The 23,818-nt window shown below is 65.3% G+C and carries 16 protein-coding genes and 1 tRNA gene; 5 read left to right on the top strand and 12 right to left on the bottom strand.

The window, feature by feature from the left end; translation table 11 throughout:
* Window positions 1-31: 31 nt before the first annotated feature.
* The gene (gene pheA / locus KBZ13_RS12705) at window positions 32-880 is read left to right on the top strand and encodes a prephenate dehydratase (protein WP_255009650.1); all 849 of its coding nucleotides are present in this window, start codon (window positions 32-34) and stop codon (window positions 878-880) included.
* Window positions 881-902: 22 nt separating this feature from the next.
* On the opposite strand, the gene KBZ13_RS12700 is transcribed toward pheA, so the two are convergent.
* The 9 genes from KBZ13_RS12700 to KBZ13_RS12660 all read right to left on the bottom strand — a co-directional run bounded on the left by KBZ13_RS12700 (window position 903) and on the right by KBZ13_RS12660 (window position 9,756).
* Window positions 903-1,829, bottom strand: a complete 927-nt coding sequence (locus KBZ13_RS12700; protein ID WP_255009691.1) for a methyltransferase domain-containing protein — start codon at window positions 1,827-1,829, stop codon at window positions 903-905.
* Window positions 1,830-1,868: 39 nt separating this feature from the next.
* On the bottom strand, window positions 1,869-2,534 hold the full coding sequence (locus tag KBZ13_RS12695) for an LON peptidase substrate-binding domain-containing protein (RefSeq protein ID WP_255009648.1): 666 nt from the start codon (window positions 2,532-2,534) through the stop codon (window positions 1,869-1,871).
* Between the two features lie 118 nt (window positions 2,535-2,652).
* Window positions 2,653-2,973: a 30S ribosomal protein S10 gene (rpsJ, locus tag KBZ13_RS12690; protein WP_255009646.1), complete on the bottom strand. Its 321-nt coding sequence runs from the start codon at window positions 2,971-2,973 to the stop codon at window positions 2,653-2,655.
* Window positions 2,974-3,123: 150 nt separating this feature from the next.
* Complete coding sequence (gene tuf, locus KBZ13_RS12685) at window positions 3,124-4,323, bottom strand: elongation factor Tu (protein WP_255009645.1); 1,200 nt, start codon at window positions 4,321-4,323, stop codon at window positions 3,124-3,126.
* A 39-nt stretch (window positions 4,324-4,362) separates the two neighbouring features.
* The gene (gene fusA, locus KBZ13_RS12680) at window positions 4,363-6,438 is read right to left on the bottom strand and encodes an elongation factor G (RefSeq protein ID WP_255009643.1); all 2,076 of its coding nucleotides are present in this window, start codon (window positions 6,436-6,438) and stop codon (window positions 4,363-4,365) included.
* A gap of 98 nt (window positions 6,439-6,536) precedes the next feature.
* Window positions 6,537-7,007, bottom strand: coding sequence for a 30S ribosomal protein S7 (gene rpsG, locus KBZ13_RS12675; RefSeq protein ID WP_255009641.1), 471 nt, complete (start codon window positions 7,005-7,007; stop codon window positions 6,537-6,539).
* Window positions 7,008-7,071: 64 nt separating this feature from the next.
* On the bottom strand, window positions 7,072-7,446 hold the full coding sequence (rpsL, locus tag KBZ13_RS12670) for a 30S ribosomal protein S12 (protein ID WP_255009639.1): 375 nt from the start codon (window positions 7,444-7,446) through the stop codon (window positions 7,072-7,074).
* Between the two features lie 51 nt (window positions 7,447-7,497).
* Entirely contained in the window at window positions 7,498-7,854 is a 357-nt protein-coding gene (locus KBZ13_RS12665) for an AIR synthase (RefSeq protein WP_255009638.1), read from the bottom strand.
* Between the two features lie 51 nt (window positions 7,855-7,905).
* On the bottom strand, window positions 7,906-9,756 hold the full coding sequence (locus KBZ13_RS12660) for a phosphodiester glycosidase family protein (protein ID WP_255009636.1): 1,851 nt from the start codon (window positions 9,754-9,756) through the stop codon (window positions 7,906-7,908).
* 159 nt (window positions 9,757-9,915) lie between these two features.
* On the opposite strand from KBZ13_RS12660, the gene gltB reads away from it, so the two are divergent.
* Window positions 9,916-14,508, top strand: coding sequence for a glutamate synthase large subunit (gltB, locus tag KBZ13_RS12655; RefSeq protein WP_255009635.1), 4,593 nt, complete (start codon window positions 9,916-9,918; stop codon window positions 14,506-14,508).
* A gap of 25 nt (window positions 14,509-14,533) precedes the next feature.
* Here gltB and lipA read toward each other — a convergent pair whose 3' ends face one another.
* On the bottom strand, window positions 14,534-15,403 hold the full coding sequence (lipA, locus tag KBZ13_RS12650; protein WP_255009633.1) for a lipoyl synthase: 870 nt from the start codon (window positions 15,401-15,403) through the stop codon (window positions 14,534-14,536).
* A 98-nt stretch (window positions 15,404-15,501) separates the two neighbouring features.
* On the opposite strand from lipA, the gene KBZ13_RS12645 reads away from it, so the two are divergent.
* A tRNA-Pro gene (locus tag KBZ13_RS12645) sits at window positions 15,502-15,575 on the top strand.
* A 15-nt stretch (window positions 15,576-15,590) separates the two neighbouring features.
* Here the strand turns inward: KBZ13_RS12645 and cobJ are convergent.
* Complete coding sequence (gene cobJ / locus KBZ13_RS12640) at window positions 15,591-17,366, bottom strand: precorrin-3B C(17)-methyltransferase (RefSeq protein ID WP_255009629.1); 1,776 nt, start codon at window positions 17,364-17,366, stop codon at window positions 15,591-15,593.
* Window positions 17,363-18,748, bottom strand: coding sequence for a hypothetical protein (locus tag KBZ13_RS12635; protein ID WP_255009628.1), 1,386 nt, complete (start codon window positions 18,746-18,748; stop codon window positions 17,363-17,365). The genes cobJ and KBZ13_RS12635 overlap by 4 nt, the downstream gene beginning before the upstream one ends.
* A gap of 402 nt (window positions 18,749-19,150) precedes the next feature.
* Between KBZ13_RS12635 and psaA the strand changes: the two genes are divergently transcribed.
* Together psaA and psaB are read left to right on the top strand one after the other, a co-directional pair.
* Window positions 19,151-21,454: a photosystem I core protein PsaA gene (gene psaA, locus KBZ13_RS12630; protein ID WP_255009626.1), complete on the top strand. Its 2,304-nt coding sequence runs from the start codon at window positions 19,151-19,153 to the stop codon at window positions 21,452-21,454.
* Between the two features lie 20 nt (window positions 21,455-21,474).
* A complete protein-coding gene (psaB, locus tag KBZ13_RS12625) occupies window positions 21,475-23,694 on the top strand; it encodes a photosystem I core protein PsaB (protein ID WP_255009625.1) in 2,220 nt (739 codons plus the stop codon).
* Window positions 23,695-23,818: the final 124 nt, after the last annotated feature.

The following is a 23,818-nucleotide window of genomic DNA, read 5'->3' as shown; positions in this document are numbered from 1 at the left end:
GATCCTATCGACCTGAGTCCTGGCCCTCCCCATGCGCCTCGCCTTTCTTGGCCCCGTCGGCACCTACGGCGAACAGGCCGCCGTGCGCCTGGCGGAGCTGAGTGGGGATGTCAACCCGGAGCTGGTGCCCCAGGCAGGCATCCGGGCCGTGATCCAGGCGCTTGCCCGGGGCACCTGTGACGCCGCCGTGGTGCCCGTCGAGAATTCCGTGGAGGGGGGCGTCACCGCCTGTCTCGATGCCCTCTGGGAGCATCCGGAACTGGCGGTGGTTCACGCCCTGGTGCTGCCGATCCGCCATGCCCTGCTGGGCAGCGGTCCGATCAGTGGGATCAGCGAGGTGCTCTCCCACCCGCAGGCACTGGCCCAGTGCAGCCAATGGTTGGGCGATCACCTGGGCGGGGCCCTTCAGCTCCCCACCAGCTCCACCGCCGAGGCGGCCCGGATGGTCTCCGGCAGCCGTTTCCGTGGTGCCGTGGCCTCCCTGGAGGCGGCCCAGCAGCATGGTCTGGAGGTGCTGGCGTACCCGATCAACGATGTGGCGGGCAACTGCACGCGCTTTCTGATGTTGCGCCGCGGAGAGCGGGGCCTCGATGGCCCCATGGCCAGCCTCGCCTTCTCGCTCCATGCCAACCGTCCGGGTGCGCTGCTGGAGGCCTTGGGCTGCTTCGCCGACCGCTCGCTGAACATGAGCCGGATCGAATCGCGGCCCTCGAAGCGGGAAATGGGCGAGTACATCTTCTTCGTTGATCTCGAGCCGATCGAGGGTCGCCTGGCCCTGGAGCAGGCGATTCAAGCGTTACGCCCGCTCTGCCAGCACCTGGCGCTGTTCGGCGCCTACCCGCTCACGAACCTGGCCGGCCCTGAGGAGGACACGGCCTGAGGGGCGTTCGGAACCCGGTGATTCAGTCGGCCTTGCGCAGCCGGAACACCCCGAACTGCATCAGTCCGGTGGCGAAGGCCCAATGCATCAGCAACAGGGTGGGGATTTCCCTGAGCCCCTTGAGCACGGCGCTGGGACCGAGGCCCAGGACGGCGCTGGGGCGGCGCACCCCTTCGAGGATCGAATCGATCCAGGAGGGCAGGGTGACAGCGCTCCAGTCGTCGGTGCCCACGGCCGCCGCTGATCCCAGGTGCTCGCTTCGCTCCAGGTGACGCCGGAAGCCATTGATGCTGGCGAATTCCGGGTGGGCCCATTGATCGAGCAGCTGGCGCAGCACCCAGCGCTCGGTGGCCGTGGTGGCTTGGAGCGCGGGATCGCGTCGGTTCCAATCGGCCACAGCCAGGAGACCACCTGGCCTGAGCACCCTCAGCAGCTCATCGGCGTAGCGCTGCTTGTCGGCCATGTGGGGCCCTGCCTCCACGCTCCAGACCGCATCGAAGCTCCCATTGGGAAACTCGAGCGCCAGGGCATCCATCAGCTCGAATCGGCAGGACAGTCCGCTGGGGGTCAGGGACCTGGCCCGCTCGATCTGGCCCGGGCTGATGCTGATGCCCACCACCTGGAAGCCGTAGTCACGGGCCAGGATCCTGGCGCTGCCACCGATGCCGCAGCCCACATCCAGCAGCGTGCTGCCAGGGGGTAGTCGATCGAGGCCGCTCCAGCGCACCAGGGCATGGACGAAGTCCTCCTTGGCGCGGCGAAAATCCACCCGGCGGGGGGGGCTGCCGTAGTGGCCCAGGTGCACGTGCTCGCCCCAGAGGCGCTCAAGCAGCTGGTCGTCTGTCCAGCGGTCGTAGGCCTCCGCCACCGTGGCCGAGCTCTGGAACTGGCGGCCGTGGCGTTGCCACAGCCACAGCGCCAGGGCCAGCGCCAACGCGAGCAGCAGCATGGCCAGCAGGACCTGCCCAGGGAACGCCAATCGCTTGCCTCAGTCGGGGACGGAATCGCCCAGATCCTTGAAGGTGTCCTTCAACACGGTGCGGGCGGCGAGCTGGCGACGGGTGCGATCGAGCAACTCGAACTCCAGCCGCAGCCGTTCACCGGTGTCGGTGATTTCCAGCAACGCCTGCTGGTGGTCGGCCACGGGACCACCCAGGTGGGAGCCGATCCAGAAGGACAGTTCCCGGGGCAGATCGGGCAGGTCGCTGGGCAGGGGTGTGATCTTGCCGAAGAGCTTGCCGGTGAGATCGACCACATCCTGCAGGGCCTGGGTCACCTCCGTAGCGAGCTGCTGGAGATCGTTGTGGCTTTCAGCGGTTTCGTCTTCGATCCAGCTCACCAGGGCCACCCGGAACGGGGCTTCCCGCACCACGTCGAGCACCCGAAAGCGTTGCTGGCCCAGGGTGACGATGTTGCTGCGGTCGTCGTCCTGGGTCTGGCACTGGAGGATCTCGGCGCAGCAGCCCACCTCGGCCATCCGCTGGGTCTGGGGATCCCACCGCACCACACCGAAGCGACGGTCGTTCTCCAGAACCGTGCTCAGCATCATGCGATAGCGCGGTTCAAAGATGTGGAGGGGCAGCACTTCCTGGGGGAAGAGCACCACATCCGGCAGGGGAAAAAGGGGAAGTTCCCTGACGGACAGTTCGGTCACGTGGTCACGCTGCGTGGCTGCAGGACAAAGGAATTGGGCCTGGAGTCAACCAGATGGGAGACCCTGACCAGGCCCTGATGCTAGGAACAATCCAGGCCTTGCAGGGCCGGAGCACGCCTCAGAGCTTCACTTCGATGTCGACGCCGCTGGGTAGATCCAGCTTCATCAGGGCGTCGATGGTTTTCGAGGAAGGGTTGTAGATGTCGATGATTCGCCGGTGGGTGCGAGTTTCGAAGTGCTCGCGTGAGTCCTTGTCAACGTGGGGCGAGCGCAGCACGCAATAGATCTTGCGCTTGGTGGGGAGGGGGATGGGTCCGATCGCCGTGGCGGCGGTGTGGTCCGCGGTTTCGATGATCTTTTCGCAGGAGAGATCCAGCATGCGGCGATCGAACGCCTTCAGGCGGATGCGGATCTTCTGCTGGGAGATGGAGGTGGACATGGGGATGGGAGAGAAGCGCGGGGGCGGCACGGCGGCGGTGGCTGCTGAAAGGAAGGGCAGCTGCCGGTCGGCTTGGATTGTCGAGGTGCTGGAAAAGGATCGATCGAAGCGGGGTGGGGATTGGCCCCACCCCGCAAGGCTAGATCAGCCTCACTCGAGGATCTTGGAGACCACGCCGGCACCGATGGTGCGGCCACCCTCGCGGATGGCGAAGCGCATGCCCTGCTCAATGGCCACGGGGCAGATCAGCTCGCCGGTCATCTTGATGTTATCGCCGGGCATGACCATCTCCACGTTGGTGCCGTCATCGGCGGTGAAGGCGGTGATCTGGCCGGTCACATCCGTGGTGCGGATGTAGAACTGCGGCCGGTAGCCAGCGAAGAAGGGGGTGTGGCGGCCGCCTTCTTCCTTCTTGAGCACGTAGACCTGCCCTTCGAACTTGGTGTGGGGCTTGATGGAGTTGGGCTTCACCAGCACCATGCCGCGCTCGATGTCTTCCTTCTGCACTCCGCGCAGCAGCAAGCCGACGTTGTCGCCCGCCATGCCTTGATCAAGCAGTTTGCGGAACATTTCCACGCCAGTGACGGTGGTTTCGCGGGTGTCCTTGATACCCACAATCTGGACGGTTTCGCCCACTTTCACCACTCCACGTTCGATACGCCCGGTGGCGACAGTGCCGCGACCAGTAATCGAGAACACGTCTTCGATAGCCATGAGGAAGGGCTTGTCGATTTCGCGCTCGGGCTCAGGGATCGACTCATCGACAGCGTTCATCAGCTCGTCGATTTTCGCCTCCCACTCGGCGTCGCCTTCAAGCGCCTTCAGGCCGGAGACCCTGATGACGGGGATGTCGTCGCCGGGGAAGTCGTAGCTGGTCAGCAGCTCACGCACTTCCAGCTCAACGAGCTCAAGGATCTCCTCGTCGTCGACCATGTCGCACTTGTTGAGAGCGACCACCAGAGCAGGCACGCCCACCTGCTTGGCAAGGAGTACGTGCTCCTTGGTCTGGGCCATGGGCCCGTCGGTGGCGGCGACCACGAGGATGGCGCCGTCCATCTGGGCGGCACCGGTAATCATGTTTTTCACGTAGTCCGCGTGACCGGGACAGTCCACGTGGGCGTAATGACGCTTGACGGTTTCGTATTCGACGTGGGCGGTGTTAATGGTGATACCGCGCTCACGCTCCTCTGGAGCTCCGTCGATTTGATCGTAGGCCTGGGCTTTCGCCATACCTTTCTTGGCCAGCACGTTGGTGATGGCGGCCGTCAGGGTGGTTTTGCCATGGTCAACGTGGCCGATGGTGCCGATGTTGACGTGTGGTTTGTTCCTTTCGAACTTCTCGCGAGCCATGATGAAAAAGAATCGGGGGGTGGATTTAGAGGGTGAAGATCAGGAATTGCCCTGATTCTTGGAGATGATGGCTTCAGCGACGTTCCGAGGGACTTCCTCGTAGTGACTGAACTCCATCGAGAAGATACCCCGACCCTGAGTCATGGATCGGAGCTGGGTGGCGTAGCCGAACATTTCGGCCAGAGGCACCTTGGACTGGACCTTGGACTGTCCATTGTCGATGGACTGGCCTTCGACCTGGCCGCGACGGGAGGAAAGGTCGCCGATCACAGAACCGAGATAGTCCTCGGGGATCTCGACTTCCACCTTCATCATCGGCTCAAGAAGTACAGGATTGCACTTCTTGACGCCATCTTTGAAGGCCAGGGATCCGGCGATCTTGAACGCCATCTCCGAAGAGTCCACATCGTGGTAAGAACCGTCCACCATGGTGACCTTGATGTCGATCATCGGGAAACCTGCGATCACGCCGGATTCGCAGGTTTCCTTCATGCCGTTTTCGGCAGGTCCGATGTACTCCTTAGGAACGATGCCGCCAACGATCTTGTTGACGAAGACAAAGCCTGAACCAGGTTCCCCTGGCCCCATTTCGATCACCACATGGCCGTACTGGCCTTTACCACCGGTCTGGCGGGCGAACTTGCCTTCGCCTTTGGCGCTGCCGCGGATGGTCTCCCGATAGGACACCTGGGGTGCACCGATGTTGGCCTCCACCTTGAACTCCCGCAGCATGCGGTCCACGAGGATCTCCAGGTGCAACTCGCCCATGCCGGCGATCACCGTCTGACTGGTTTCGGGGTTGGTGGAGACCCGGAAGGTGGGATCCTCCTCGGCCAAAGACTGGAGCGCTTTGGAGAGCTTTTCCATGTCGCCCTTGGTCTTGGGCTCCACCGCCACGGAAATCACCGGTTCGGGGATGAACAGCGATTCAAGGATGATTGGATCGCTCTCCACGCAGAGGGTGTCTCCAGTGGTGGTGTCCTTGAGACCGAGCACGGCGCCCAGATCGCCCGCCCGCAGCTCGTCCACTTCCTCGCGGTCGTCGGCCTTGAGCAGGATCAGGCGAGAGATGCGCTCTTTTTTGTCCTTGGTGGAATTGAGCACATAGCTGCCTTTCTGAAGCACACCGCTGTAGATGCGCACGAAGGTGAGCTTGCCGTAGGGGTCGGCCATGACCTTGAAGGCAAGGCCGCTGAACGGTGCGCTGTCGTCACAGGGACGGTTGGATTCGGTGCCATCGGGGAGCAGACCGGTGATCGGCGGCACATCGACCGGGGCCGGCAGGTAGTCGACCACGGCGTCGAGCATCAGCTGAACACCCTTGTTCTTGAAGGCGGAGCCGCAGAGGATCGGCACCAGGCCATGCTTGAGGACACCGACACGGATGCCTTTGATCAGCTGCTCATCGGTGAGTTCGCCGTTTTCCAAGAAGGCATCGATGAGTTCTTCATCGGTTTCGGCCACGACCTCCATCAGCTTGTTCCGCCATTGGGCGGCTTCCTCCTTCATGTCGTCGGGGATCTCCGATTCGATGATGTCGGTGCCGAGATCGTTGGTGTAGATGATCGCCTTCTGGCTCACCAGATCGATGATGCCCTTGAGATCGCCTTCGGCGCCGATCGGCAGCTGGATCGGGGCGCCTTTGGCTTTGAGGCGGTCCTTGATCTGCTCGACAACCTTGAGGAAATTGGCACCGGTGCGGTCCATCTTGTTGACGAACACGATGCGGGGCACGTTGTAGCGATCAGCCTGGCGCCACACCGTTTCCGACTGGGGCTGAACGCCACCGACGGCGCAGAAGACAGCGACAACCCCATCGAGCACCCGCATCGAGCGCTCCACCTCGATGGTGAAATCAACGTGCCCAGGGGTATCGATGATGTTGATGCGGTGATCCTTCCAGCTGGTGGAAATGGCCGCTGCAGTGATCGTGATGCCGCGTTCGCGCTCCTGCTCCATCCAGTCGGTGACGGCGGCGCCATCGTGCACCTCCCCCATCTTGTGGACGACACCCGAATAGAACAGAATTCGCTCGGTCGTGGTGGTTTTACCCGCGTCAATATGGGCGGCAATACCGATATTTCTGACACGTTCCAAAGGGTAGGCGCGGGCCACGGGGAGCTTCTCCGAAGGTTGTCAACTAAAATTGCGGAATTGATTCTACAGGGCAGCCCTGCAGAGGCCGGATCCTCGCTTGATCCGGCCGGTTGCGCTCAGTAGCGGTAGTGGGCGAAAGCCTTGTTGGCTTCTGCCATCTTGTGGGTTTCTTCGCGCTTGCGGACGGCGTTGCCGGACTCGTTGGCCGCATCCATCAGCTCGCCAGCCAGTTTCTGGGCCATCGAGCGACCGTTGCGGGCGCGGGAGAAGTTCACCAGCCAGCGCAGGGCCATGGCCGTGCCCCGCTCCTGGCGGACTTCCATCGGCACCTGATAGGTGGCACCACCCACCCGGCGGGCGCGCACTTCCACCAGAGGGGTGGTGTTGCGCACCGCGGTTTCGAACAGCTCAAGCGGGTCGGAACCGGTGCGGTCGTTGATCATGCCGAAGGCGTCGGAAAGGATCCGCTGGGCCGTGGACTTTTTGCCGTGCTTCATCAGCCGGGCCACGATCATCGAGGCCAGGCGGCTGTTGAACTGCGGATCCGGAAGAACCGGGCGCTTTTCGGCGGCATTGCGGCGGGACATAAACCTGGAGGCAGGGAGTCAGGAACGGGTGAGAGAAAAATGCTGGGGAACGGTCGAACCGGACTCAGCCCTTGGGAGTCTTGGCTCCGTACTTGGAGCGGGATTGACGGCGGTCCTTCACGCCTGCGGTGTCGAGGGTCCCGCGGATGATGTGATAACGGACACCGGGTAGATCCTTCACACGGCCGCCGCGGATGAGTACGACGGAGTGTTCCTGGAGGTTGTGGCCGATGCCGGGGATGTACGCGGTCACCTCGAATCCTGAGGTGAGGCGCACCCGGGCCACCTTGCGGAGCGCCGAGTTGGGCTTTTTCGGGGTGGAGGTGTACACCCTGGTGCACACGCCACGGCGTTCCGGGCAGGAGCGCAGGGCGGGGGACTTGGTCTTGCGGGTGAGGCGCTGCCGTTCGGTGCGGATCAGCTGCTGAATCGTGGGCATCGAGGGCCGGAGTGGGGGTCGGACGTCCGACCGTTTCGACAATCCGCCACCTTACTTTGTCGCCGTCCCACCCTCCCCTGATCGGCTGAAGGAGGCACCACAGACGCAGCAACGCACCCCGTCGCCCGGACGGATCAGAAAGCCGCCGCCGCTGAGATCCCCGCGGTAGTCGAGGTTCAGGCCGCTCAGGCGCGTCAGTTGATCAGCGGGGGCATGGAGCGTGATGCCGTCAGCCCGGGCCACGGGCACCCCTGCCAGATGGCCGGGGCGAATGCGCACCACCCAGCGCTCGCAGCTGCCATCCACCAGATCAAGGTGCATCACCCCCGGGGTGCCGGCCACGGCGGCCTGACGTCCAAGCTCCGCGGCGGCGGCCGCGCTCAGGCGCAGACTCTGACCCTTGGGCATGGCGGCATCAACGCAATCCACCCATTCTGACGGGCGGTGTTGGCCAGGTCCCTAGGGCGTCTGAAGCGCCAGGCGCCCTGGGGACCCGTTGAGTTGGGCGGTGCGTCGGGGGATCAGGCCCAGGCCGTTGTGGATCGAGGAGGCCACCCCACGGCCTTTGACGGTGTGGGTCCCGGCGATCACCAAGCCGGTGGAACTGCCACCGTCCAGGTTCAAGGCGTCCTTGAGGCCCATCTGCAGCAGGGCGAGGGCGGTTTCGCCCAGCGTCGGTCCTTCGTGGCCGACTCCCTGCAGGGTGATCAGCCAGAGCTGGCGCCCATCGCTGCCCACCACGGTGCGCGGGGCCCCCTGCTGGAGGAAGGTGGGGCTGAAACCCTCGGCCGTGCCATTGAGCACGAAGCGGCCCTCCAGCAGCAGCAGCGGCCCACCACCGATCACGAAGGGCTGCAGGCCGGTGGGATCCGTCGCTCGGCTGCTGAGCCGCAGGCGCTCGCCCACGCCCCAGGGCAGCAGCGCGCCCGCCCTGCCGATCAAAAGGATGTCATCGCCACCCAGGGGGATGCCCTCGCCGAGCTGCTGGGCTTCGAAGCGCTGCTGAACAACCCCGTTGTTGAGAATCAGACCCGTTTCGGCTCCGCTCAGGGACCGGTAGAACCGCCCCCAGTCAGCGGTGTAGCGGCTGATCCCCCGTTGGACGTAGCCGCTGTTGACACTGCTGATCGGCCAGCGCTGGCCATCTCTGTCAGTGAGGCTTTCATCGAGGCTCAGGCGGCCGAAGCGGGGCAGGTCCGCGTCCTGCCAGGCCATCACCCCCCGGTTGAGGATCGGGCCGGACAGCCAGCGGCCCCCATCGCGGACGGCGCCCAGGGGTAGCCGGTTGACCCGGTTGAAGTAGCCCCCATTGATGGCGACCACCGCCTGGTCCTGCTGGGCCAGCATAGGCAGGCTGGAGAGGCCCTGCATGCCATCGGGACGGGTGAGCGGCCGGAGATCCAAGGGGGTCCGGCGCGGATCCAGTCGCACGCTGCTGATCAGCAGGCGCCGCTGGCCCACGCTGCGCAGCTCACGGCTGAGCTGGACCCCTGAGCCCTGCAGGGCCAGCAGGCGCGGATCGCGAGGGTTCGCTTCCGTGGCCGTCTCCGTGGCCGTCGAGCTGCCGCTGCCACCACTGGGGTCCCCTTGGCTGCCCACGGCGACGACCGGCAGGTCGATCACCACCCGGTTCGGACCCCCCAGGGTGGAGATTCGGGTGCCCCCTGCGGAACGGCCGAGGGCCAGGCTGAGGCTGGCTGGTCCCTGACGGATCCCCAGGCCGAGGCGCTGAAGTTGCTGCTGGAGGCCGGCCGTGCTGGCCAGATCGAGGGCCAGCTGTCCATCCCCCTGGCGCAACCAGGTGGGCCCGCTCAGATCCAGCACCACCCTTCGGCCACCGTTGACATCGCGGGAGCGCACCCGCAGCAGTTGCGGTGGCGGCAGGCGCAGGCGCAGCAGGGGGCCCAGCCGCTCGGGCCTCGCTCCGGCCGCCAGCAGGGGACGCGACACCTCAATCGCCACCTCGTCTTGGAGGCTGCGCTGGGCGGCCGCCGGCACCCGCAGGCTCTGGCCGAACCAGTCCAGCTCCAGCTCGCCATCGGGGAGGCTGCGGCTTGAGAAACCCATCTGACCCTGGAGCACTTCCAGGGGGATCCAGAGCTCGGCGGGCTCGGGTCCCTCGCCGTCGAGCCAGCGCCAGCGGGCTTGCAGCCGCTGGCCGTTCAGCTCGATTCCCAGTCCTTCCTGGGCGCCGCGGAATCCTCTGCCTGGGGAGGGGAGCCTTTCGCCGCTGCGCTCGAGGGGCGGCGGTGGCGGTGGGGCCGGCGGCAGGGCCAGGCTCAACAGCGGCAGCGGAAAAAAGGCTGCCATTCGGCCCACGGTTCGTGAGCAGCAACTTAGCTCCGATCCATGGATGGTCTGGTTCACGGCCCATGGCGCCGTGGATGCAAGTCCCTAGGATCTGAATCTTCTAGATGCGGCCTGTCCCCTGGCGGGATTGTCCGCGGTTCCAGTTGGTGATCCCGGGCTATGCCACTTCCCTCCCGTCCCGCTTGGCCCCATTGCGACAGCCCTGCTCCGGCGGCGGTCGCTGGCGAAAAGGACGCCTGCGGGGTGGGGTTTTTGGCCCGCTTGAGCGGAGAGGCCAGCCACTGGATCCTGAGCCAGGCCCTGCGGGGCCTCGGCTGCATGGAGCATCGGGGCGGTTGCGGAGCTGACGGGGATTCCGGTGATGGGGCTGGCATCCTCTGCGGAATTCCCTGGTCCTTCCTGGAGGAGGTTTGGCCTGAGGTCGCCGCCGTTCCCCCAGGCCGCAGGGGCCTGGGCATGGTGTTTCTGCCCGCCGACCCGGAGCTGCGGGAGCAGGCCCGCCGTTTCTGCGACGGCGAGGCCCAGCGACTGGGGCTGCGCCCGGTGGGCTGGCGACCTGTTCCCGTCGATCCCGCCGTGCTGGGGCCGTTGGCCCGGACGACGGCACCGGTGATTGAGCAGTGGCTTGTGGAGGGGAGTGAGGGCGGCGATGCGCTCGAAGCCCTGTTGTTTCGCTGCCGCAGGCGCATCGGCGACCGGGCTCGGGAGGCCTGGGGGCCTGGTCCGGTCGACCTCTACTTCGCCTCGATCAGCGGCCGCACCGTCGTCTACAAGGGGATGGTGCGCTCGGAGGTGCTGGCCGCCTTCTACGGCGATCTCCGCGACCCCCGCTTCGAAGTCAGCTTCGCCGTCTACCACCGGCGCTTCAGCACCAACACCTTGCCCCGTTGGCCCCTGGCCCAACCGATGCGGCTGCTTGGCCACAACGGCGAGATCAACACCCTGCTGGGCAACCTGAACTGGGCCAAGGCGGCCGAATCCCACCTCGATGAGGTCTGGGGTGAGGCGGCTCCCGATCTCAAGCCCGTGGTCAACGACGCGTTCAGCGATTCGGCCAACCTCGACGCCACCCTGGAGCTGATGGTGCGCGGCGGCCGTCCGATCACCGACAGCCTGATGACCCTGGTGCCGGAGGCTTTCCGGCTTCAGCCCGAGCTGGAGAACCGCCAGGCCATCCAGGCGTTCTACGAGTACTCGGCCTGTGTTCAGGAGCCCTGGGACGGTCCGGCCCTGCTGGTGTTCAGCGATGGCCGCAGCGTTGGGGCCACCCTCGATCGCAACGGCCTTCGTCCGGCCCGGTACTGCGTCACCAACGACGGACTGGTGGTGATGGGCTCAGAAACCGGCGTGGTGGAGCTCGAGGAGAGTTCGATCATCGAAAAGGGACGCCTCGGTCCGGGCCAGATGCTGGCCGTCGATCTGGAGCAGGGTCGTCTTCTTTACAACTGGGATGTGAAGGCCGAAGCGGCCGAGCGCCATCCCTACGGCACCTGGCTGGCGGAACGCCGCCGCAGCCTGGCACCCCAGCCCTGGGAGGACGAGCGCCACCTGCGTGATCTGGAGCTGCTCCAGCTGCAGACCGCCGTTGGATTCAGCGCCGAGGACCTCGATCTGATCATCGAGGACATGGCCGGAGCGGGCAAGGAGCCCACCTACTGCATGGGCGATGACATCCCCCTGGCGGTGCTCTCCTCCAAGCCCCACCTGCTCTACGACTACCTCAAGCAACGGTTCGCCCAAGTCACCAACCCGCCGATCGACCCCCTGCGGGAAAAGCTGGTGATGACGCTGGAGATGAACCTCGGGCGCCGTGGTTCCGCCCTGCGGCCCCAGGCTGATGGTGCCCAGGTCCTGCACCTGAGCACGCCTGTGCTCAACGAGGCCGAATTGGCGGCCCTCCCCCAGCAGGGCCTGGCCACGGCCACCCTTTCGACTTTGATGCCCGTGCTGGCTGGTCCCAAGGGACTGGAGCAGGCGGTGGGCGAGCTCTGCCACGCCGCGGTGGAGGCGGTGCGCAGCGGCTCCCAGATCCTGATCCTCTCGGACCGTGCCGGGGGGGGCATCACGGCCGGCACCACCTACATCCCTTCCCTGCTGGCGGTGGGGGCCGTGCATCACCATCTGCTCGATCTGGGACTGCGGCTGCAGTGCTCCCTGGTGGTGGACACAGCCCAGTGCTGGAGCACCCACCACCTGGCCTGTCTGATCGGTTTCGGGGCCAGCGCCGTCTGCCCCTGGCTCACCCTGGAAACCACCCGTCACTGGTTGGTCCACCCCAAGACCCAGGCGCTGATGGAGCGGGGCAAGCTGCCTCCCCTCGATGCGTCCAGCGCCCAGGCCAACGTGCGCAAGGCCCTGGAAGACGGCCTGCGCAAGATCCTCTCCAAGATCGGCATCTCCCTGCTCGCCAGTTACCACGGGGCCCAGATCTTCGAGGCCATCGGCCTGGGGGCCGACCTGATCAAGCTGGCGTTCACGGGCACCACCAGCCGGGTGGCCGGCTTGAGCCTGCCGGATCTCGCCAGTGAAACCCTCGCCTTCCACGCCAAGGCCTTCCCGGAACTGAACCGCACCAAGCTCGAGTTCATGGGTTTCGTGCAGTACCGCACCGGCGGTGAGTTCCACCTCAACAGCCCGGAGATGGCCAAGGCCCTGCATGCGGCCGTGGCCGCTGGCCCCGGCTACGACCACTTCTCCACCTACAAGACCCTCCTGGAGCATCGGCCGGTGACGGCCCTCCGCGATCTGCTGCAACTGCGGCCTGCGCCCACGCCACTGCCCCTTGATCAGGTGGAGAGTGTTGAGAGCATCTGCGCGCGCTTCTGCACCGGCGGCATGAGCCTCGGGGCTCTCTCCAGGGAGGCCCATGAGGTGCTGGCCGTTGCTATGAACCGCATCGGCGGTAAGAGCAACAGTGGTGAAGGCGGTGAGGATCCAGCCCGCTACCACCCCCTCAACGATGTGGACGCCAGCGGCCACTCCCCCACCCTCCCCACCCTCAAGGGGCTGCGCAACGGAGACTCCGCCTGCTCGGCGATCAAGCAGATCGCCTCCGGTCGCTTCGGCGTCACCCCCGAATACCTGCGCAGCGGCCGCCAGCTGGAGATCAAGGTGGCCCAGGGGGCCAAGCCCGGGGAGGGCGGCCAGCTGCCCGGGCCGAAGGTGGATGCCTACATCGGCTGGCTGCGCAACAGCAAGCCCGGGGTGGCGCTGATCTCACCGCCGCCCCACCACGACATCTATTCGATCGAAGACCTGGCCCAGCTGATCCACGACCTGCACCAGGTCCATCCGGCCGCCAAGGTGTCGGTGAAGCTGGTGTCGGAGATCGGCATCGGCACGATCGCCGCCGGCGTGGCCAAGGCCAACGCCGATGTGATCCAGATTTCCGGCCATGACGGCGGCACCGGCGCTTCGCCCCTGAGCTCGATCAAGCACGCCGGCAGCCCCTGGGAGTTGGGTCTCACCGAGGTGCACCGATCCCTGCTCCAGAACGGTCTGCGCGATCGCGTGCTGCTGCGGGCCGACGGCGGCCTCAAGACCGGCTGGGATGTGATCCTGGCCGCCCTGCTGGGCGCCGAGGAGTTCGGTTTCGGCTCGGTGGCGATGATTGCCGAGGGCTGCATCATGGCCCGCGTCTGCCACACCAACAATTGCCCCGTGGGCGTGGCCACCCAGAAGGAGGCGCTGCGCAAGCGCTTCACGGGCTTGCCCGAGCACGTGGTGAGTTTCTTCCTGTTCGTCGCTGAAGAGGTGCGGCAGTTGCTGAGCGTGCTCGGTGTGGCGCGGCTGGAGGATCTGATCGGGCGCACCGAACTGCTCGAGCCCCGCTCCATCGCCCTGACCAAGACCCGCTCCCTCGATCTCTCCTGCCTGCTCGATCCGATCGCCGGGGCCGACGATCGCAGCTGGCTCCGCCATGCGCCCGTGGCCCATGGCAACGGGCCGATCCTTGAAGATGACCTCTTGGCAGACATCGACGTGATCGAGGCGATCGAATCCCATGGCCGGGTGAGCCGTTCGCTGGCGATCGTCAACACCGATCGAAGTGTGGGTGCGCGTCTGGCTGGCGAAATCGCCGCCCGCCATGGCAACACCGGCTTCCATGGGGCCGTGAACCTGCGCTTCAAAGGCGCCTCCGGTCAGAGCTTCGGGGCCTTCCTGCTCCAGGGCATGGAGTTGCGCCTGGAGGGTGAGGCCAACGACTATGTCGGCAAGGGGATCAATGGAGGGCGCATCGTTGTGGTGCCACCTCCCGCCGTCAGCGAGGCCGGCCGTCAGGTGATTCTCGGTAACACCTGCCTCTATGGCGCCACCGGCGGCGAGCTGTTCGCCCTCGGCCGCGCCGGTGAGCGTTTCGCCGTTCGCAACAGCGGTGCGCGCACCGTGGTGGAGGGCACCGGTGACCATTGCTGTGAGTACATGACCGGCGGTGTGGTGGTGGTGCTCGGCAGCACGGGCCGCAACGTCGCCGCTGGCATGACCGGTGGTGTGGCCTTCCTGCTCGATGAGCAGGGGGCGCTCTCCTCCCGGCTCAACGGCGAAACCGTCACGCTCCACAGCCTCGAGACCCCCGAGCAGGAGCGCTTGCTCAAGCCCCTGCTGGAGGCGCACCTGGAGCACACCGGGAGCTTGAGGGCGGCCGAGATCCTCGCCAACTGGCCCCAGTGGCGTGGTCGCTTCAAGGTGCTGGTGCCCCCCAGCGAAATCCTGACCGTGGGCCTGGGCCAGCGGGAACCGGTGGTCGCCTGAGGCTGTCGCCCCAGGGGTGCCGGCTTCAGCGGGGGTGTTCGCGCATCAGGCGCTGCACCTCGCCGGCGTGGTAGCTGCTGCGGGTCAGCGGTGAGCTGACCACCTGGAGAAAGCCCAGTTCGCCTTCACCGTGCCGCCGATAGGCGTCGAATTGCTCCGGCGTGGGGAAGCGCTGCACCGCCAGATGTCTGGGTCCGGGGGAGAGGTACTGGCCGATGGTGACGATGTCCACCTGATGGCGCCGAAGGTCGGCCAGCACATCCAGCACTTCGCCATCGCGCTCGCCCAGGCCCACCATCAACCCTGATTTGCTGTAAGTGCGCGGCCAGCCCTTACGCACCCGATCGAGCAGTTCCAGCGAGCGCTCGTAGATCCCCTGGGGGCGCACCGAGCGGTAGAGCCGCGGAACGGTTTCGATGTTGTGGTTGAGCACGTCGGGTGCCCCCGCCATCACGGCGGCCAGGGCCTCCCAGTTGCCGCAGAAATCAGGAATCAACAACTCGATCGTGGTGTGCGGGGAGCGTCGCCGCACCGCTTCGATGCAGGCCACGAACTGACGGGCACCGCCGTCGGAGAGGTCGTCGCGGTTCACCGAGGTGATCACCACATGGCGCAGGCCCAGGCGCGCCACCGCTTCACCGAGCCGAATCGGCTCGCTGGGGTCGAGATCTCGCACACTCTTGTCGAAGTCGATGTCGCAGTAGGGGCAGGCGCGGGTGCAGCCCGGCCCCATGATCAGGAATGTGGCGGTGCCGCCGGCGAAGCACTCGCCGATGTTGGGGCAGCTGGCCTCCTGACAGACGGTGTTCAGCTTCAGGTCGAGCAGCAGGTCGGCCACGGCCCCGATGCGTTCACGTTGGGGCGCCTTGACGCGCAGCCAGTCGGGTTTCAGCACGTGCTCAGGGGCTCCCCGGCGGATGGCGTTGGGGCAAGTCTCACTCTAGGAATCGTCGTCCCATGGGTGGCGGCCCCCATCGCCTACACTCCGGCCATCGGGATGTGGCGCAGCTTGGTAGCGCACTTCGTTCGGGACGAAGGGGCCGCAGGTTCGAATCCTGTCATCCCGATTTCTTGTTGATGACTCAGGCCAGCACGGCCCCGGGATAGCCCCGCGGGGTCACCATGCGGCCCTGTTGCACCCTGGTGCTGCTGTTCCCCACCAGCACCAGGGTGAGCATGTCCACCTCCTCGATGGGCAGCTCACCGAGGCTGCTGAGCCGCACCTCTTCTTCGGCACGCCCCAGTTGCCGTGCCAGGGCCACAGGTGTGCTGGCGGGCCGCCCTTCGAGCAGCAGTTCCCGGGCCCGCTCCAGTTGCCACTGTCTCCCCTGGGAGCGGGGGTTGTAGAGGGCGACGACGAAATCACCGCGGGCGGCCCCTTGCAGGCGCGCTTCGATCGTGGGCCAGGGGGTGAGCCGGTCGCTGAGGCTAATGGTGCAGAAATCGTGCATCAGCGGCGCTCCGGCCCGGGCGGCCGCCAGTTGCAGCGCTGAGATGCCTGGATGCACCTGGAAACTTGGCTGTCCATCGACGGGTAGCTCCATCCAGAGCTCAAGGGCCAGCCCCGCCATGCCGTAGATCCCGCTGTCCCCTGACGACACCAGGGCCACGTTCAGGCCCTGGGCGGCCAATTCCAGGGCCTGGCGGCAGCGCTCCTTTTCCTGGGTGAGCACCCCGTCCAGGCGCACCTGATCGGGGCGCCTCAGGGGTTCGAGCAGATCCAGGTAGAGGCCATAGCCCACCCAGACCGTGGCCTCGGCCAGGGCCCGGCGGGCGTCGGGGGTGAGCAGGTCGAGGGAGCCCGGTCCGCTGCCCACCAGATTCAGCGCGCCCTGGTGCGGCGCCTGTTGGCTGGCGCAGAGGGCCACGGCCACCGTGGCAGCGCCCTGCTCGCCCGGTTCGCTTCGCTCGATCCGTTTCTCCACCAGCAGCTGAGCCTCGGCTCCCGCTGCCAGCCGTGCCGCCGCCTCCGCCACGCTGGCGGTGCCCAGTTCCCGCTCGACCACGGCGGAAGGATTGGGTACATCCACCCGGGCCAGCTCGTTGGCCGCGAAGCAGCGCAGCGGCCAGCCCCGCCGCTCGGCCAGGGCCAGCAACGCCGGCTCATCCGCCTTGCGCTCGGCAGTGGCGAGCCCCGCCACCGCCTCCGCTGCCAGCCCATGGGCCTGAAGGCAATGGTCCACGGCCCGCTCCAGCAGGCTGAGGCTCGTGTTCCGTTCGCAGCCCAGCCCCAGCCAGAGGCTCGGGGGATGCCAGCGCAGGCCCTCGCCCAGGCGGTGGCTGATCACCAGCTCGGGGGCCGCCTCGGAGCGGTCAATGTCGATCGGATCGAGCCTCAGGGCCGCCGGCGACTGCCTCCAGAGCCGGGAGCCGCTCTCCTGGCGCAAGCGCAGTCGTTGGCCCTGGCCCATGGACTTCATCAGTCCGCTCCAGTCTCCCTGGCCCCGCTTCCAGCCCCAGGCGGCTCCGAAGCTGTCGAGGGGGAGCCGGCCGCTGGCGGCGCAGGCGCCGGTGAGCACCGCCTCCCCCCCCAGCAGGGCTGCGATCCGCTGGCTGAGTGCTTCGGCGCCGGCGCCGTGGCCACCCAGCACGGGCACCGCATAGCGCCCTTGGGGATCCACCACCACCACCGCCGGATCGAGGGCCTTATCACTCAGCAAGGGCGCGATCAGGCGCACCACGGCGCCGCAGGCGCCCACCACCACAAAGGCGCTGCTCTCCCGCCAATGACAGCGCAGGCTGGCGCCGGCTTCACCGGCCTGGTCGATCACTTCCACCAGGCCCGCCTGCCTGAGCCGCGCCAGCACGGGGTCGGCGGCGGGACTCAGGCCCAGGCCCCGAATCGGTTGGTGATTCATCGGCCGAACTTCGCACGCAGGCGGCCCACCAGGCCCTCGCCTCGGGGCCTGATCAGGGATCCATCGGGGTTGACCAGATCCCGGGCTGCCGTCACTTCTGGCTCGAGCGGCGGGGTCGCCTGGGCTGAAGGTGACTCCTCTCTCTCAATGGGCTCAACATCGGTGGCCGTTGCCGTTGGCGCAGTGGGCGGCTCGGATGGCGGGGCCGAGGCGGCCATCGGGCTTACTCCTTGCTCAGGAGCCAGCGGCGGGGAGAGGGGCGATGCAGGCTGCGGGATCGGGGCCGCAGGTGGGGCTTCAATAGCTGTGCTCGGGACCAGGCCGGTCGGCTCAGGCGAGGGCGCCGCCAGCTCCACCACCACTGGCTCCTCCACCACTGCCTCCACCACCACTGGCTCGGTCTCGGGCGAAGGGCTGGGTGGTTCGGCGTTCACCGCGCTGGGGGTGGCGGCCTCGCCGAGCAGCCGTTGCAGGTCGTCGTCATCGAGGGCACCGAGCTGCCAACCCCTGGGGGGATCGCTCGCCAGCACCATCTCCTGCACCAGGGAGTTGAACGGAGGGTTCAGCGGTTGACCGGCCTGATCCAGCAGCTCCAGCAGCAGGGAGTTGCTGCCGTTGCGCAGCCCACGCAGCCAGAGGGGAGCCTGGCGATCAAGCAGGAAGCTGTCGCCATTGACCGTGACCCTCAGCCGCCAGCGGTCGTCCCCATCACGCAGATGCTGAAGCGGGGCGTCCAGCAGCAACCAGTCGACCAGGGCGGGCTGATCGGCGCTGGAGCGCACCGCCTGAACGGGAACCAGTTGCGGGGTGCCTTCCGCCGGCAGGGCCAGGGGGTTGGGGGCCACCCGGTGCAACTTGATCTGTTGGCTGGCCCCCGGTGCTTTCACGGCCTCACCCCAGGGGAACGCGGCATAGACCGTCAAGCGGTGGCTGCCGGGGGCCAGGGGGGCCATGGGCACCTCCAATGGACTGGAGCCGCCTCCCACACGGAGCGGCGGCTCCCCATCGAGCTGCACCACCAGATGGGGGCCGATCCCCAGGGGACCGGCGTCCGCCAGGGGCCAGTCCTCCACGGCGACCCTCAGGGCCCAGGGTCCATCGGGCAGCAGGCTGCCGTTGGCGGGCGCGAGAATGTTCAACCGGGGCTGGCGGCCTAGAAGCTGCTGCTGCAGCTGCAGTACCGCCCCAGGAGGAGCCACTTCCTGCAGGTTGCCGCTGGGGTAGCTGGGGGCCAAGGCAGGTCCCGGGGAGGGGGAGCGGGCCTGGCCCTGGCAGCCTGCGGGCAGGAGGGTGAACACCACCAGCATCAGGACGGTCAGCCCCCGAAGCGCCGCTGCCAGCATGCGGATGTCTCCTCGCGTCAGGGTGACTGTTGGGGGCATTCTGCTGCCCGAGCCGGCCAAGTTCTTGGGCCATTGATTGAGAAGGGCAACTCCTTGACCTGGGTGATAGCAATAGGCCCTAATAAGTCGTTGACTCGCTAACACAAATCCCCACCAAGAGCCCAGTCACAGACTGGGGAAGGGCGGCATTGAACCTTTGTAACTGCCCGCCGATTCGCGTTGGTTTAGCCCCTTATACTTCCGCCAGCGGTCCCCTCATTGGGGCCCCAGCTCCAGTCGTGGCAAGCGTTTTCGGCCTTCGGGCTGCTCCCGCTCCATGCGCTGGTGCCCCATGAACCTCCCGGCTTTTCCGGGGGTTCGTAAGGCCCACCGGCCAGGCCTTCTTGGCCCGGTCGGAGGGGTGGACCTCCACCTCGACTCCGTCCCTCGAGGAACGTCTCGATGACCATCAGCCCACCAGAACGTGGGAAAACGGCGAAGGCCCAAGTTGACCGGAACCCCGTTCCTGTCAGCTTCGAGTTGTTCGGCAAACCCGGACACTTCGATCGCACCCTCGCTAAAGGTCCCAAAACCACCACCTGGGTTTGGAACCTCCACGCCAACGCTCACGATTTCGACAGCCACACGAGCGATCTCGAAGAGGTCTCTCGCAAGATCTTCAGCGCTCACTTCGGCCATCTGGCCGTCATCTTCATCTGGCTGAGCGGCGCCTTCTATCACGGTGCCCGCTTCTCCAACTATTCCGGCTGGCTGGCCGACCCCACGCATGTGAAACCCAGTGCGCAGGTGGTCTGGCCAATCTTTGGCCAGGAAATCCTTAACGGGGATGTGGGTGGCGGTTTCCACGGCATTCAGATCACCTCCGGTCTCTTCCATGTCTGGAGGGCCTGGGGCTTCACCAACGAGTTCCAATTGCTGTGCACCGCCATCGGTGCGCTGGTGATGGCGGGCTTGATGCTGAACGCCGGGGTGTTCCACTACCACAAGGCCGCTCCAAAGCTTGAGTGGTTCCAGAACGTTGAGTCCATGCTCAACCACCACCTGGCTGGCCTTCTGGGCTTGGGATCCCTCTCCTGGACGGGGCACCTGATCCATGTGTCTCTGCCCACGACCGCGCTGATGGATGCGATCGATGCCGGGAAACCCCTGGTGCTCGATGGCAAGACCATCGCTTCGGTGGCGGACATCCCCCTCCCGCACGAATTCCTCAACCAGGACCTGATCGCTCAGCTTTACCCCGGTTTCGGGGCCGGCATCCAGGCGTTCTTCACTGGAAACTGGGCCGCCTACAGCGACATCCTCACCTTCAAGGGTGGGTTGAATCCTGTAACGGGCAGCCTCTGGATGACCGACATCGCCCATCACCACCTGGCGATCGCGGTGCTCTTCATCGTTGCCGGTCATCAGTACCGCACGAACTGGGGCATCGGTCACAGCATCAAGGAGATCCTCGAGGGCCAGAAGGGTGATCCCCTGCTGTTCCCGGCCCCTAATGGCCACGATGGTCTCTATGAGTTTCTGACCACCTCCTGGCATGCCCAACTGGCCATCAACCTGGCTCTATTGGGTTCGCTGAGCATCATCGTCGCTCAGCACATGTATGCGATGCCTCCGTATCCGTACATCGCTGTCGACTACCCCACCCAGCTATCGATCTTCACCCACCACATGTGGATCGGTGGCCTCATCATCGTTGGCGCCGGAGCCCATGGAGCCATCGCGCTCATCCGCGACTACGACCCCGCCAAGCACATCGACAATGTGCTGGATCGGGTGCTCAAGGCTCGGGATGCGCTGATCAGTCACCTCAACTGGGTGTGCATCTGGCTGGGCTTCCACAGCTTTGGCCTCTACATCCACAACGACACCATGCGTGCCCTGGGCCGTCCCCAGGACATGTTCAGTGACTCCGCCATTGAGCTGAAGCCGATCTTCGCCCAGTGGATCCAGGGTCTGCACGCCGCTGCTGCCGGCACCACCGCTCCCAATGCGCTGGCCGGTGTGAGCGAAGTGTTCAACGGTGCCGTCGTTGCCGTCGGGGGCAAGGTGGCCATGGGTCCGATCCCCCTGGGAACGGCCGACTTCATGGTTCACCACATCCATGCCTTCACGATCCACGTCACGGTGTTGATCCTGCTGAAGGGTGTCCTCTACAGCCGCAGCTCCAGGCTTGTGCCCGACAAGGCCAGCCTGGGCTTCCGCTTCCCCTGCGACGGCCCCGGCCGTGGCGGTACCTGCCAGGTTTCGGCTTGGGACCACGTGTTCCTCGGCCTGTTCTGGATGTACAACTCCATCTCGATCGTGATCTTCCACTTCAGCTGGAAGATGCAGAGCGATGTGTGGGGAACGGTGAATGCAGATGGCTCCGTCTCGCACATCACCAATGGCAACTTCGCCCAGAGCGCCATCACCATCAATGGTTGGCTGCGTGATTTCCTGTGGGCTCAGGCCGCACAGGTGATCAACAGCTATGGCTCCTCCTCGAGTGCCTACGGACTGATGTTCCTTGGAGCGCACTTCATCTGGGCCTTCAGCCTCATGTTCCTGTTCAGTGGCCGCGGCTACTGGCAAGAGCTGATCGAGTCCATCGTCTGGGCTCACAACAAGCTGAAGGTGGCACCCGCCATCCAACCGCGGGCGCTGAGCATCACCCAGGGTCGCGCCGTTGGCGTTGCCCACTATCTCCTCGGCGGTATCGCAACCACCTGGGCTTTCTTCCTGGCCCGCATCGTCGCGGTCGGCTGACCTCCACCTGACTTTTCCCAATGGCAACGAAATTTCCTTCGTTCAGCCAGGGTCTGGCACAGGACCCCACAACCCGCCGTATTTGGTACGGGATTGCCACGGCTCACGATTTCGAGAGCCATGACGGGATCACGGAAGAAAAGCTTTACCAAAAGCTTTTCTCCACCCATTTCGGCCATCTCGCGATCATCGGTCTCTGGGTTTCTGGGAACCTGTTCCACATCGCCTGGCAGGGCAACTTCGAGCAGTGGGTCGCCGATCCGCTGCACGTGCGTCCCATCGCTCACGCGATCTGGGATCCTCACTTCGGCCAGGGGGCCATCACGGCCTTCACCCAGGCCGGTGCCTCCTCCCCGGTGAACATCGCCTTCTCTGGTCTGTACCACTGGTGGTACACGATCGGGATGCGCACCAACACCGAGTTGTACCAAGGATCCATCTTCATGATGATCCTCTCGGCTTGGGCCCTGTTCGCCGGCTGGCTCCACCTTCAGCCCAAGTTCCGGCCTTCCCTGGCCTGGTTCAAGAACGCTGAATCACGGCTCAACCACCATTTGGCTGTTCTGTTCGGTTTCAGCTCCATCGCCTGGACCGGTCACCTGGTCCACGTGGCGATCCCTGAAGCGCGCGGTCAGCACGTCGGTTGGGACAACTTCCTCACGGTGTTGCCCCATCCCGCCGGCCTGGCTCCTTTCTTCACCGGTAACTGGGGGGTTTATGCAGCGAACCCCGACGGTCTCAATCAGGTCTTCGGCTCCTCCACTGGATCCGGAACCGCGATTCTCACCTTCCTCGGTGGTTTCCATCCCCAGAGTGAAGCCCTCTGGCTCACTGATATCGCCCATCACCACCTGGCGATCGGCTGCATCTTCGTGATCGCTGGCCACATGTACCGGACCAACTTCGGTATTGGCCATTCGATCCGCGAGATCCTCGAAGCCCACAACCCGCCCAAGGGCACTCCTTTTGGTGGTGCGCTCGGTGCTGGTCACAAGGGTCTCTACGACACCATCAACAACTCGCTCCACTTCCAACTCGGACTGGCCCTGGCCTCTCTGGGTGTGGTGACGAGCTTGGTGGCCCAGCACATGTATGCGATGCCGTCCTACGCCTTCATCGCGAAGGACTACACAACATCGGCTGCGCTTTACACCCACCACCAGTACATCGCCATCTTCCTGATGGTTGGTGCCTTCGCCCACGGTGCGATCTTCTTCATCCGTGATTACGACCCCGAAGCCAACAAGAACAACGTTCTGGCCCGGATGCTTGATCACAAGGAAGCGATCATTAGTCACCTGAGCTGGGTTTCGCTGTTCCTCGGTTTCCACACCCTCGGTCTTTACGTCCACAACGATGTGGTCGTTGCCTTTGGTACCCCCGAGAAGCAGATCCTGGTGGAGCCCGTGTTTGCCCAGTTCATCCAGGCCGCCAGCGGTAAAGCGCTCTACGGCTTTGATGTGCTGCTCGCCAACCCCAACAGTGCCGCCAGCCTGGCCTCGGCCAACATTCCTGGTGATCACTTCTGGTTGGATGCCATCAACGGCAACACGGACGTGTTCCTGCCCATCGGCCCTGGCGACTTCCTGGTCCACCACGCGATCGCGCTCGGACTGCACACCACCACCTTGATCCTGGTGAAGGGTGCCCTGGATGCCCGGGGTTCGAAGCTGATGCCCGATAAAAAGGACTTCGGCTACTCCTTCCCCTGCGACGGTCCTGGCCGTGGCGGTACCTGTGATATCTCGGCCTGGGATTCCTTCTACCTGTCGGTTTTCTGGGCTCTGAACACCGTGGGTTGGGTCACCTTCTACTGGCACTGGAAGCACCTCGCCATCTGGCAAGGCAACGTGGCTCAGTTCAACGAATCCAGCACCTATCTGATGGGCTGGTTCCGCGACTACCTGTGGCTCAACAGCTCCCAGCTGATCAACGGGTACAACCCGTATGGTTCGAACAACCTGGCCGTCTGGGCCTGGATGTTCCTCTTCGGTCACCTGGTCTGGGCGACGGGCTTCATGTTCCTGATCTCCTGGCGTGGTTACTGGCAAGAGCTGATCGAGACCATCGTCTGGGCTCATCAGCGCACCCCGTTGGCCAACCTGGTTGGCTGGCGTGACAAGCCTGTGGCCCTCTCGATTGTTCAAGCCCGTGTGGTCGGTCTGGCTCACTTCTCGGTGGGTTACGTCCTCACCTATGCGGCCTTCCTGATCGCCTCCACATCAGGCAAGTTCGGCTAGACCCATTTCCTCGAGGGACGCACCTCACCTCCCATGCCCCGGCGAAAGCTGGGGCTTTTTTTTGGCTCAAGGTTGCAGGTTGGACGTGAGTCTTCCAGCCGGCTGATCGTGGATGGAACCTGCC

Source organism: Cyanobium sp. ATX 6F1, from assembly GCF_024346315.1.
Classification (GTDB): domain Bacteria; phylum Cyanobacteriota; class Cyanobacteriia; order PCC-6307; family Cyanobiaceae; genus ATX-6F1.
Note: the sequence above shows the minus strand (reverse complement) of the source record. Positions and strands in the feature narration are given on the sequence as shown.